Origin of the sequence: Escherichia sp. WS1450 (genome assembly GCF_046487395.1) — a bacterium.
GTDB classification, from domain to species: domain Bacteria; phylum Pseudomonadota; class Gammaproteobacteria; order Enterobacterales; family Enterobacteriaceae; genus Escherichia; species Escherichia coli.
This window is the reverse complement of record NZ_JBJQJO010000002.1, coordinates 346,571-358,731: the sequence shown is the minus strand read 5'-3', so window position 1 is coordinate 358,731 and position 12,161 is coordinate 346,571. Positions and strand designations below refer to the sequence as shown.

The following is a 12,161-nucleotide window of genomic DNA, read 5'->3' as shown; positions in this document are numbered from 1 at the left end:
ACCAATGGCGACGCTGACAGAAGATGATGTGCTTGAGCAACTGGAGGCACAGGACAATTTATTTTCATTTATGAAAACGGCGCATTCTATTTTGCTCCAGGGGATACGCCAGTTTCTACCGTCGCTGTTTGTCGATAACGATGAAGAGATCGTCGAATATGCAGTGAAGCCGTTACTCGCCCAAAGCGGCCCGCTTGACGATATTGATGTTGCACTGCGTTTGATTTATGCGCTGGGGAAAATGGATAAATGGCTGTACGCCGATATCACGCACTTTTCCCAGTTCTGGCATTACCTGAACGAACAGAATGAAATGCCCGGATTTGCCGATGATATGACCTGGGATTTTATCAGCAACGTCAATAGCATAACCCGCAATGCGACGCTCTATGACGCGTTGAAAGCGATGAAGTTCGCCGATTTCGCCGTCTGGTCAGAGGCGCGTTTTAGCGGGATGGTCAAAACGGCGCTGACGCTGGCAGTAACGACCACCTTAAAGGAATTAACGCCGTGAAAATTGAATTAACGGTGAATGGTCTGAAGGTACAAGCACAGTACCATGTTGATGAGATAGAAAATGTACATAAACCGTTGCTGCGCATGTTGGCGGCCTTACAGACGGTAAATCCGCAGCGGCGTACGGTGGTTTTTCTTTGCGCTCCGCCGGGGACGGGTAAATCTACCCTAACCACCTTCTGGGAATATCTCGCGCAACAAGACCCGGAACTACCCGCTATACAGACGCTGCCGATGGATGGTTTTCACCATTACAATAGCTGGCTGGATGCGCATCAATTGCGCCCCTTCAAAGGCGCACCAGAGACATTCAATGTAGCGAAACTGGCGGAAAACCTGCGCCAGGTCGTGGAAGGGGATTGTACGTGGCCACAGTACGATCGACAAAAGCATGATCCTGTTGAAGATGCGTTGCACGTTACCGCACCACTCGTCATCGTCGAAGGAAACTGGTTGTTGCTGGACGACGAGAAGTGGTGCCAGCTTGCGCAATTTTGTGATTTCTCGATCTTTATCAACGCGCCAGCTACTGCGTTGCGGGAACGACTGGTGGGGCGCAAGCTGGCGGGAGGGTTATCGCTGGCAGACGCAGATGCCTTTTATGACCGTACCGATGGGCCGAATGTTCGCCGGGTGCTGGAAGAGAGTCTGCCTGCAAATTTGACCTTAATGATGACCGCTACGGGTGAATATCATCTGGTGGATTAACGTTCCTGATTACACCATCTTCCAGTCGCACCACCCGAGAGAAATGACGCCGGGTAAATGCGGCGTCATGACTGATTGCTATGACGCTCGTGCCTCGCTGACGGCACTTTTCCAGCCAGCTTTCAAACACGCTCATCCAATTTTCGTCAAAATCCCGACTCGGCTCGTCCAGCAGCAATAGCGGCGGAGAGAGTGCTTCCAGGCAGGCGACGGCGACCATCCGTCGCTGCGCACTATGCAGATCTAACGGATGCGCGCTGGCAGTGTCTGCTAACTGACAGCATTGCAGGGCAGCATGGGTACGTTGAGTGATTTCATCCGCCGGGCATTTTTGCAGTTTCAAACCAAATGCGATCTCGTCGGCGACGGTGCTGTGAAAAAGCTGGTTTTCCGCTTCCTGAAACAGTACGCCAATCTTTGCTGCACGTTGGCGGTTTTTCAGGTTTTTCATCGCCTGTTGTTGCAGCATAACCGTACCGGCTGTGGGCGGAAGAAGACCTGCCATTACTCGTAACAGCGTCGATTTTCCCGCGCCATTGTCGCCGGTCAGCGCCAGCCATTCGCCTTGTTTGAGTTGCAGAGAAATGTCGCAAAGACAATCCGTTGCCGCGCCAGGCCAGCGATAAGATATCTGATTTAACGTTAGCATAGTGGCTGGAGCGCTCCGTTTTGCAGTTGCCACGCTTGCTGGCAGTAGTTCAGGAAAGGTGTGCGATGACGTTCAAAAAGAATAATCAGCGAACCACGTTCAAACGCCCAGTGTTGTAAGCGCTGCAACAGCATTTCGCTGGCCTGCGGCGTCAGGCGACTAAAGGCTTCATCAAGAATTAATAGTTTTGGCTGCATCGCGATGGCGCAGGCGATGACCACGCGCTGTGTCTCTCCACCGGAGAGTGTTGCCGGGTGACGATGCCGCAACGGCTGGCACTCGGTCAGAGTCAGGGCGGCATCAATCCGCGCCATAATCTCTTCTTCAGCAAGACACAGATTTTCTGGCCCAAAGGCAACTTCTTCTTCCACGCTAAAGGTACAGCCGGAGAGCTGCAAATAGGGCGATTGCTGAACGAGCTGGATGGTGGCGGATTGTTCATTAAGCGGGAGATGCCCAATGGGCGTACCGAGAAGCGTCCCCGTGCCGGTTATCTCTCCTGGCAGAAAGTCCGGATACCAGCCCGCCATCAGCTGTGCCAGCGTACTTTTGCCACTGCCGTTGTCACCAAAGATGGCGACCATCCCCGATTTGACATAGTGAAAGTCATAACAGAACGGAGGATGCGTTGAGTGTGTCGGGCAATAGCTAAACTGTTCTAACGTAACCATATCCACGCTCCGAATTCTGTCAGCATCAGCAAGATCATGGTGTAACGCGCTACGCGTTGTAGGGGGCTATCGGCTGGTGCCCATAACGTAGTGCGCCGGTTGTGGATCCGAAATGCCCGCATGTCCAGCGCCGCACCACGGATAGCCAGATCGTTTAGCGCATTGTGTGTTAGCGGAATAATTAGCGCGGGCATAGCACGTAAACGCTGATACCAGCCCTCATCCAGCGGCACGCCGCGGGCGCGCTGCGCTTCATGAATAATCGCTAATTGCCGTTTTAACTGCTCAACGACCAACAAAGGCCCGGCGAACAGATAAGCGACGCCCGGCGGCAGGCGAGAAGCAAACAAAGCGCGGATAAAACGTTGCACTGGGACGAATTGCATCCACAACTGCGAGGTTGAAACAATCGCCAGAATCCGCAACCAGAGCGTAATAGCATGCGTCCACCGTTCTGGCGAGCGTGGCGTGCCGCTTAGCCATTCTGTCAGCCAGCCACCGTGTACCAGCCACAGTCCAGCCCCCAGCGAGAACATCAGCCAGACAACATATTTTGCCCGCCGCCGCGTGGCCTTTAGCGCAATAAGGCAGAAAAAGGTTGCCGCGCTATAGACTGGCAGTATTGTCTGTGTGGGCAGGATAAGCGTGGTGCAGGCCGCCAGCGCCCACAGCGTTAAGGATGTAAACGGATGCATTTAGCGCACGGCAGCCATTGCCGGAAAATGGCGCGTGGTGCGAATCGGCAGCTGGCGCAGTAAAAGCCAGACAATCACCGCTGTAAGAATTTTATCGACCAGGTTTGCGCCTATCACCGTAATCGCCACCGACTCCACCAGGTTTTGCCCCATAGAGTGCATCCAGGCAACGAACAAATCGGCTCCGCTACCGGTGACGCCGCCGAACAGCGCAGTACGCAGCGGTACAGCGACGACCGTTACTGCTAGCGTAATAATCACGCCGCTGACAACGACTTTTGGCAGGGTGCGAAACCAACCCGCTCGCGCCAGCCAACCGGCGACCAGACCGATGACCATCGCGACGGGCGCAAATGCGGCGGCGATCGGGTCGGTCAGCAAACCCCAGAGTAAATTGGTCAGTAAGCCGGTCAGCATCCCGATCACCGGACCAAGCAGTACCGCGCTAATAAGTGTGCCGATGGAGTCGAGAAATATAGGTAATTTGACCATGCTGGCCAGTTGCCCGCCGATCATATTGATGGCGATAGAGATAACGATCAACACCAACGCCTGACTGGAAAAGTGGCGACGCGCCATAAGAAAACCTCTCTGAAAGTAGTTATTTAACGGGGGAAATATGCAATTCGTCGTAACCAGAAAGCGCGCAAGGTTGGCGGCTAAACGCCAGTTCCTCAAGGCTACCGATCACCAGTTCAAGCGTGGTCCGCACGGTACAGCCGGGCATCATATGACCGCCAAGCATCGTGCCGTGTGGATCGGAAACGCAGAGATGAAGATGTTCACCACTCTGTTCCAGTGTGCCGTTCAATGCGATGACTTCGAACTTACCGCTTAGTAGGGCCGTGTTTTCTTGCCCGCCATAGCGTAAGGCGACGTCAGTCAGACTGCCGGTACAACCTGCAATCCACGCAGCGTGGAGTTGTTGTTGCTGCGCGAAGGCGCGTAATTGGGAGAGAACTTCCTGCCCGGGGAGCAGGCGCAGCGCGTAAAAGCGTGCGGAGGAAGAATATGGGTAGGGCAATGTCATCATTGGAGTACTCCGAAACTCGGACGTATTGCGGATAATATCGACGCTGCATCAGTCATATTCTGATATAAGTCAGGGTTTGTGACGGCACAACGAAAAGATTTTGCTACGCTTATTCGTGATTCTGCAAAGTGGAATAAATTCCACAGTGGCGGGGCTGAAAACGTGACGTAAGTCAGATAATTGTCTTCTTTGACTGGACAATCATTCCTTTTATTCCACGTTTCGCTTATCCTAGCTGAAGCGTTTCAGTCGATTAAATGTTCGACAATTAACCAATCAGTCGCAGTTTGCGACAGGTAAGGTTTCCCCGGACGATTTGCTGGATTACTCTGTCTGGCAAATTTGCTCAGGGAAAACCTTGCAGGAGATCTATGACCGTACGCGTAGCGATAAATGGCTTCGGTCGCATCGGGCGTAATGTGGTTCGTGCTTTGTATGAATCCGGACGCCGGGCGGAAATTACCGTGGTGGCAATCAACGAACTGGCGGATGCTGCGGGCATGGCGCATTTGTTGAAATATGACACCAGCCATGGCCGTTTTGCATGGGAAGTACGACAGGAACGCGATCAACTTTTTGTTGGTGATGACGCCATCCGCGTATTGCATGAACGTTCACTGCAATCGCTCCCCTGGCGTGAACTTGGCGTTGATGTAGTCCTCGACTGCACCGGCGTATATGGCTCCCGCGAGCATGGCGAAGCGCATATTGCCGCCGGGGCTAAAAAAGTGCTCTTTTCACATCCTGGCAGTAACGATCTCGATGCGACCGTTGTTTACGGCGTCAATCAGGATCAACTTCGTGCGGAACACCGCATCGTTTCTAACGCTTCCTGTACCACGAATTGCATAATTCCCGTCATCAAATTGTTAGATGATGCGTACGGTATTGAGTCCGGCACTGTGACCACAATTCACTCCGCCATGCACGATCAACAGGTTATTGATGCATACCATCCTGACCTGCGTCGCACCCGGGCAGCCAGCCAGTCGATCATTCCGGTCGATACTAAACTGGCCGCCGGTATCACACGATTTTTTCCGCAATTTAACGATCGCTTTGAAGCGATTGCGGTACGTGTGCCAACCATAAATGTGACGGCAATCGATTTAAGCGTGACGGTGAAGAAACCTGTAAAAGCCAATGAAGTCAACCTGTTGCTGCAAAAAGCAGCACAAGGTGCATTTCATGGTATAGTTGACTATACGGAATTGCCGTTGGTCTCTGTAGATTTTAACCACGATCCGCACAGTGCCATTGTCGATGGCACCCAAACCCGGGTCAGTGGCGCACACCTGATCAAAACGTTGGTCTGGTGCGATAACGAATGGGGCTTTGCTAACCGAATGCTCGACACGACGTTAGCTATGGCTACTGTTGCTTTCAGGTAAGACGCAAGCAGCGTCTGCAAAACTTTTAGAATCAACGAGAGGATTCACCATGTCTGTAATTAAGATGACCGATCTGGATCTTGCTGGGAAACGTGTATTTATCCGTGCGGATCTGAACGTACCAGTAAAAGACGGGAAAGTAACCAGCGATGCGCGTATCCGTGCTTCTCTGCCGACCATCGAACTGGCCCTGAAACAAGGCGCAAAAGTGATGGTAACTTCCCACCTGGGTCGTCCTACCGAAGGCGAGTACAACGAAGAATTCTCTCTGCTGCCGGTTGTTAACTACCTGAAAGACAAACTGTCTAACCCGGTTCGTCTGGTTAAAGATTACCTCGACGGCGTTGACGTTGCTGAAGGTGAACTGGTTGTTCTGGAAAACGTTCGCTTCAACAAAGGCGAGAAGAAAGACGACGAAACCCTGTCCAAAAAATACGCTGCACTGTGTGACGTGTTCGTAATGGACGCATTCGGTACTGCTCACCGCGCGCAGGCTTCTACTCACGGTATCGGTAAATTCGCTGATGTTGCGTGCGCAGGCCCGCTGCTGGCAGCTGAACTGGACGCGCTGGGTAAAGCACTGAAAGAACCAGCTCGCCCGATGGTGGCTATCGTTGGTGGTTCTAAAGTATCTACCAAACTGACCGTTCTGGACTCCCTGTCTAAAATCGCTGACCAGCTGATTGTTGGTGGTGGTATTGCTAACACCTTTATCGCGGCACAAGGCCACGATGTGGGTAAATCCCTGTACGAAGCTGACCTGGTTGACGAAGCTAAACGTCTGCTGACCACCTGCAACATCCCGGTTCCGTCTGACGTTCGCGTAGCGACTGAGTTCTCTGAAACCGCTCCGGCTACTCTGAAATCTGTTAACGACGTGAAAGCTGACGAGCAGATCCTGGATATCGGTGATGCTTCCGCTCAGGAACTGGCTGAAATCCTGAAGAATGCGAAAACCATTCTGTGGAACGGTCCGGTTGGCGTGTTCGAATTCCCGAACTTCCGCAAAGGTACCGAAATTGTGGCTAACGCTATCGCAGACAGCGAAGCGTTCTCCATCGCTGGCGGCGGCGACACTCTGGCAGCAATCGACCTGTTCGGCATTGCTGACAAAATCTCCTACATCTCCACTGGCGGCGGCGCATTCCTCGAATTCGTGGAAGGTAAAGTACTGCCTGCAGTAGCGATGCTCGAAGAGCGCGCTAAGAAGTAAAAAATCACAGGGCAGGGAAACCTGCCCTTGTTTCAGCGCGCTTTTAGAGCACGCATTTTTTCATACTCTAAATAATTCGAGTTGCAGGAAGGCGACAAGAGAGTGAATCCCCAGGAGCTTACATAAGTAAGTGACTGGGGTGAGCGAACGCAGACGCAGCACATCAACTTGAAGTATGACGAGTATAAGGCCCGACGATACAGGACAAGAGACATGTCTAAGATTTTTGATTTCGTAAAACCTGGCGTAATCACTGGTGATGACGTACAGAAAGTTTTCCAGGTAGCAAAAGAAAACAACTTCGCACTGCCAGCAGTAAACTGCGTCGGTACTGACTCCATCAACGCCGTACTGGAAACCGCTGCTAAAGTTAAAGCACCGGTTATCGTTCAGTTCTCCAACGGTGGTGCTTCCTTTATCGCTGGTAAAGGCGTGAAATCTGACGTTCCGCAGGGGGCTGCTATCCTGGGCGCGATCTCTGGTGCGCATCACGTTCACCAGATGGCTGAACATTATGGTGTTCCGGTAATCCTGCACACTGACCACTGCGCGAAGAAACTGCTGCCGTGGATCGACGGTCTGCTGGACGCGGGTGAAAAACACTTCGCAGCTACCGGTAAGCCGCTGTTCTCTTCTCACATGATCGACCTGTCTGAAGAATCTCTGCAAGAGAACATCGAAATCTGCTCTAAATACCTGGAGCGCATGTCCAAAATCGGCATGACTCTGGAAATCGAACTGGGTTGCACCGGTGGTGAAGAAGACGGCGTGGACAACAGCCACATGGACGCTTCTGCACTGTACACCCAGCCGGAAGACGTTGATTATGCGTATACCGAGCTGAGCAAAATCAGCCCGCGTTTCACCATCGCTGCCTCCTTCGGTAACGTACACGGTGTTTACAAGCCGGGTAACGTTGTTCTGACTCCGACCATCCTGCGCGACTCTCAGGAATATGTTTCTAAGAAACACAACCTGCCGCACAACAGCCTGAACTTCGTATTCCACGGTGGTTCCGGTTCTACTGCTCAGGAAATCAAAGACTCCGTAAGCTACGGCGTAGTGAAAATGAACATCGATACCGATACCCAATGGGCAACCTGGGAAGGCGTTCTGAACTACTACAAAGCAAACGAAGCTTATCTGCAGGGTCAGCTGGGTAACCCGAAAGGCGAAGATCAGCCGAACAAGAAATACTACGATCCGCGCGTATGGCTGCGTGCCGGTCAGACTTCGATGATCGCTCGTCTGGAAAAAGCATTCCAGGAACTGAACGCGATCGACGTTCTGTAAGATATTCCTTTCTGCTTATCTCAAGGCCCGCTCTGCGGGTCTTTTTTTTGCTAAAAGAAAAATTGCCTGATGCGCTACGCTTATCAGGCCTACACGTATCCTGCAATATATTGAATTCGCAGGTTTTTGTAGGCCGGATAAGGCGTTCACGCCGCATCCGGCATGACAAAGCGCACATTGATATCTGTCTGAGCCCCGCTCTGCGGGGATTTTTTCGCCAAAAGCAAGGTGATGCAGATGAGAAATCTGTGATCTATTTGGCAAAATTATGCTTTATTGTTTACCCTTGTCAGACTGCCCGTCATAAGGCGGCGGAGTGTATTTCTCCATTTTGAGTCAGTTGAAAAGGAATATTGAATGGAAGATTTGAATGTTGTCGATAGCATAAACGGCGCGGGAAGCTGGCTGGTGGCTAACCAGGCGCTGCTGCTAAGTTATGCAGTAAACATCGTGGCGGCACTCGCGATCATCATCGTTGGTTTGATTATCGCGCGGATGATTTCCAACGCGGTGAATCGCCTGATGATCTCCCGTAAAATCGATGCCACTGTTGCTGATTTTCTTTCTGCGTTAGTCCGTTACGGAATTATCGCCTTTACGCTAATCGCTGCACTGGGCCGCGTGGGTGTACAAACAGCGTCAGTCATTGCTGTACTCGGTGCCGCAGGCTTAGCGGTTGGTCTGGCTTTGCAGGGGTCACTGTCTAACCTGGCCGCTGGCGTGTTACTTGTCATGTTCCGCCCGTTCCGTGCCGGAGAATATGTTGACCTCGGCGGCGTAGCCGGTAATGTGCTGAGTGTGCAGATTTTCTCCACCACCATGCGTACTGCAGACGGTAAAATTATCGTTATTCCGAACGGTAAAATTATTGCCGGAAATATTATTAACTTCTCCCGCGAGCCAGTTCGCCGTAACGAATTTATTATTGGCGTGGCGTATGATTCCGATATCGATCAGGTTAAGCAGATCCTGACCAATATTATCCAGTCTGAAGATCGCATTTTGAAAGATCGCGAAATGACTGTGCGCCTGAATGAACTTGGCGCATCGTCGATTAATTTCGTGGTCCGCGTCTGGAGCAACAGCGGCGATCTGCAAAACGTGTACTGGGATGTGCTGGAGCGTATTAAACGTGAATTTGATGCCGCCGGTATCAGCTTCCCGTACCCGCAAATGGATGTGAACTTTAAGCGGGTGAAAGAAAATAAAGAAAACGAAGCGGTAACTCGTTAATCATGTAAAGCGCCCATGAAGTTCATGGGCGCACTACCAATTTAACGCATTGTTTCATCGAGTATATTGGCAACTTTTTGCATGACTTCCCCGGCTTTCTCCACGCCTTCCTTATTTTGCTTTTCTACCCACTGTGCTTGTTCTTGCTGATAACCGATCGCTTTCTGCCAGGCGTCCAGCCCTGATTTTTTCAGATAGCGAACCTGTGCACCTTCCTGCTCAAGCGTTTTTACCATGCTGATCAGGTTGTTATCTAATGCCTTGCCCAGTGCTTTCTCGGTTGTAATGGCAGCTCGTTGAATAGCCTCACGATCTCTGTTATCAAGGTTTTCCCACGATTGTTTATTCATTACCAACAGATAAACATGACCAAGCCAGAGAGAAGGTGAGAGCAACACATTCGGCGCAGCACGTTCAGCATGGATGTCATATCCGCTATCGAGATTGACCATTAAACCATCCAGTTTTCCATCCATGAGTGCTTTAGTTATTTGATCATTCCACGGTAAAGTTACGGTTTTTGCCCCCGTATGAGTTAAATAAGCCCGATGCCAGAAACTGGCTGTTCGCCAGGTGGTTCCCTGAAGCGCAGTCAATTTATCAATGGGCCTGGTAGAGAAAAAGCCTACCGGGTAGCCAAGGAAAAACTGTAAATTCACGATATTGTTACGCTCAAGTTCAGCGTTAAATTCGGGAATTTCCGCATATACGCGACGAAAGAATTCTACCTGACTGGCTCCATGATCCGGGCCAATAGCAAAGCTCTTGAAGATTTGATGAAGCGGCAATTGTTTCGCGGTGTATTCCGGCACCACTATACCCATATCAGCTTTGCTGCCATCGCTTATTGTCGTCAGAGCGTCATAGCTGATGGCGGTTTCACCGTTCCAGTGTGGTTCGATTTTCAAACGCCCCTGCGACTCTTTTTCAATTTCTGCAAAAAATATCTCTTTAATTATTTGTGTACGCATTCCCCCGTAGGGTTCATGGTCTGTATAACGAAGAATTTTTTCAGCAGCAAAAATCGAGGGAGATAACAGAAGAAATCCTGATAAAAGAAAGGGGAGTAATTGTCGGTAGTGCATATCTGTTCCTTCAGTTTATTAATTCAACTTATACTATATTAATTTTATCAATTATCCCTAATGTTATTCCTGCGCTATAGTCTGCGCATCAGATAATTAGCCCGGAATTAATTACGTGATATCTTATTACTTTCAAGGTCTTGCTCTTGGGGCAGCTATGATTCTGCCGCTCGGCCCACAAAATGCTTTTGTGATGAATCAGGGCATTCGTCGTCAGTACCACATTATGATTGCCTTACTTTGCGCTATCAGCGATTTGGTCCTGATTTGCGCGGGGATTTTTGGTGGCAGCGCGTTATTGATGCAGTCGCCGTGGTTGCTGGCGCTGGTCACCTGGGGCGGCGTAGCCTTCTTGCTGTGGTATGGTTTTGGCGCTTTTAAAACAGCGATGAGCAGTAATATTGAGTTAGCCAGTGCCGAAGTCCTGAAGCAAGGCAGATGGAAAATTATCGCCACCATGCTGGCAGTGACCTGGCTGAATCCGCATGTTTACCTGGATACTTTTGTTGTACTGGGCAGCCTTGGCGGGCAACTTGATGTGGAACCAAAACGTTGGTTTGCGCTCGGGACAATTAGCGCCTCTTTCCTGTGGTTCTTTGGTCTGGCTATTCTCGCAGCCTGGCTGGCACCGCGCCTGCGCACGGCAAAATCACAACGCATTATCAATCTGGTTGTGGGATGTGTTATGTGGTTTATTGCCTTGCAGCTGGCGAGAGACGGTATTGCTCATGCACAAGCCTTGTTCAGTTAGGCGCTATCTGATGGAAAAATAAAACAGAGGCGCTAAGCTTGCCTCCAGAGGTCCTGAATTTTAGGCAAGTCAATTAACACGGAGAGACTAACGTGAAGTTCAAAGTTATCGCCCTGGCGGCATTAATGGGTATTAGCGGGATGGCAGCGCAGGCTAACGAATTGCCGGATGGACCGCATATTGTCACCTCCGGTACGGCAAGCGTGGATGCGGTGCCAGACATTGCCACTCTTGCGATTGAAGTCAACGTGGCCGCGAAGGATGCCGCTACTGCCAAGAAACAGGCGGATGAGCGCGTCGCACAATACATTTCCTTCCTTGAACTCAATCAGATCGCGAAAAAAGATATCAGCTCAGCGAACTTACGCACCCAGCCAGATTATGATTATCAGGATGGTAAAAGTATCCTGAAAGGCTACCGTGCTGTGAGAACGGTGGAAGTCACGCTCCGTCAGTTAGACAAACTGAATTCCTTGCTGGATGGCGCGCTGAAGGCGGGTCTTAACGAAATTCGTTCTGTGTCGCTGGGCGTGGCGCAGCCGGATGCCTATAAAGACAAAGCGCGTAAGGCAGCGATTGATAACGCGATTCATCAGGCGCAGGAACTGGCGAACGGCTTTCATCGTAAACTGGGGCCGGTATATAGCGTGCGCTACCATGTTTCCAACTATCAGCCCAGCCCAATGGTGCGGATGATGAAAGCCGATGCCGCGCCGGTGTCCGCCCAGGAAACTTACGAGCAGGCCGCTATTCAGTTTGATGATCAGGTCGATGTGGTCTTCCAGTTAGAACCTGTGGATCAACAACCCGCTAAAACACCTGCAGCACAATAATATTTGTAGCCCGACGTATTCGTCGGGCTAATGCCTTTACCCGATATTGCCTCCTTTTTCTGTAATTTTCTGTAAAACCATGACGTAATC

The 12,161-nt window shown here is 50.9% G+C and carries 14 protein-coding genes; 8 read left to right on the top strand and 6 right to left on the bottom strand.

The window, feature by feature from the left end; all coding sequences use genetic code 11:
• Positions 1-4 precede the first annotated feature (4 nt).
• Positions 5-514 carry a fumarase E gene (gene fumE, locus ACJHYR_RS03980; protein WP_000224162.1) on the top strand — a complete coding sequence of 170 codons (510 nt, stop codon included), beginning with the start codon at positions 5-7 and terminating at the stop codon, positions 512-514.
• Positions 511-1,224 (top strand): nucleoside/nucleotide kinase family protein, encoded by a 714-nt coding sequence (locus ACJHYR_RS03975; RefSeq protein ID WP_000687717.1) that lies wholly within the window; start codon positions 511-513, stop codon positions 1,222-1,224. Before fumE ends, ACJHYR_RS03975 begins: the two co-directional genes overlap by 4 nt.
• Here the strand turns inward: ACJHYR_RS03975 and ACJHYR_RS03970 are convergent.
• From ACJHYR_RS03970 to ACJHYR_RS03950, 5 genes are read right to left on the bottom strand one after another with little or no spacing between them, the layout of a single operon-like run.
• On the bottom strand, positions 1,196-1,873 hold the full coding sequence (locus ACJHYR_RS03970; RefSeq protein WP_000956877.1) for an ABC transporter ATP-binding protein: 678 nt from the start codon (positions 1,871-1,873) through the stop codon (positions 1,196-1,198). The genes ACJHYR_RS03975 and ACJHYR_RS03970 overlap by 29 nt on opposite strands.
• Positions 1,867-2,544, bottom strand: a complete 678-nt coding sequence (locus ACJHYR_RS03965) for an ABC transporter ATP-binding protein (protein ID WP_001305830.1) — start codon at positions 2,542-2,544, stop codon at positions 1,867-1,869. The genes ACJHYR_RS03970 and ACJHYR_RS03965 overlap by 7 nt, the downstream gene beginning before the upstream one ends.
• Positions 2,532-3,239 carry an energy-coupling factor transporter transmembrane component T gene (locus ACJHYR_RS03960; protein WP_000553244.1) on the bottom strand — a complete coding sequence of 236 codons (708 nt, stop codon included), beginning with the start codon at positions 3,237-3,239 and terminating at the stop codon, positions 2,532-2,534. The genes ACJHYR_RS03965 and ACJHYR_RS03960 overlap by 13 nt, the downstream gene beginning before the upstream one ends.
• Positions 3,240-3,818, bottom strand: a complete 579-nt coding sequence (locus ACJHYR_RS03955; RefSeq protein ID WP_000113903.1) for an ECF transporter S component — start codon at positions 3,816-3,818, stop codon at positions 3,240-3,242. It abuts the gene before it with no gap.
• A gap of 22 nt (positions 3,819-3,840) precedes the next feature.
• Positions 3,841-4,272, bottom strand: a complete 432-nt coding sequence (locus tag ACJHYR_RS03950; RefSeq protein WP_000988713.1) for a PPC domain-containing DNA-binding protein — start codon at positions 4,270-4,272, stop codon at positions 3,841-3,843.
• A 371-nt stretch (positions 4,273-4,643) separates the two neighbouring features.
• Between ACJHYR_RS03950 and epd the strand changes: the two genes are divergently transcribed.
• From epd to mscS, 4 genes are all read left to right on the top strand, one after another.
• Positions 4,644-5,663: an erythrose-4-phosphate dehydrogenase gene (gene epd, locus ACJHYR_RS03945; protein WP_000218480.1), complete on the top strand. Its 1,020-nt coding sequence runs from the start codon at positions 4,644-4,646 to the stop codon at positions 5,661-5,663.
• Positions 5,664-5,712: 49 nt separating this feature from the next.
• Positions 5,713-6,876, top strand: coding sequence for a phosphoglycerate kinase (pgk, locus tag ACJHYR_RS03940; RefSeq protein ID WP_000111269.1), 1,164 nt, complete (start codon positions 5,713-5,715; stop codon positions 6,874-6,876).
• A gap of 213 nt (positions 6,877-7,089) precedes the next feature.
• Positions 7,090-8,169, top strand: coding sequence for a class II fructose-bisphosphate aldolase (gene fbaA / locus ACJHYR_RS03935; protein ID WP_000034372.1), 1,080 nt, complete (start codon positions 7,090-7,092; stop codon positions 8,167-8,169).
• Between the two features lie 357 nt (positions 8,170-8,526).
• Entirely contained in the window at positions 8,527-9,402 is an 876-nt protein-coding gene (gene mscS / locus ACJHYR_RS03930; RefSeq protein WP_410233068.1) for a small-conductance mechanosensitive channel MscS, read from the top strand.
• Between the two features lie 41 nt (positions 9,403-9,443).
• Here the strand turns inward: mscS and ACJHYR_RS03925 are convergent, their stop codons facing one another.
• Complete coding sequence (locus ACJHYR_RS03925) at positions 9,444-10,487, bottom strand: C4-dicarboxylate TRAP transporter substrate-binding protein (protein ID WP_000559340.1); 1,044 nt, start codon at positions 10,485-10,487, stop codon at positions 9,444-9,446.
• 115 nt (positions 10,488-10,602) lie between these two features.
• Here ACJHYR_RS03925 and argO point away from each other — a divergent pair, with 115 nt between their 5' ends.
• Positions 10,603-11,238, top strand: coding sequence for an arginine exporter ArgO (argO, locus tag ACJHYR_RS03920; protein WP_000626874.1), 636 nt, complete (start codon positions 10,603-10,605; stop codon positions 11,236-11,238).
• A gap of 92 nt (positions 11,239-11,330) precedes the next feature.
• Entirely contained in the window at positions 11,331-12,071 is a 741-nt protein-coding gene (locus tag ACJHYR_RS03915; protein ID WP_000669834.1) for an oxidative stress defense protein, read from the top strand.
• Positions 12,072-12,161 lie beyond the last annotated feature (90 nt).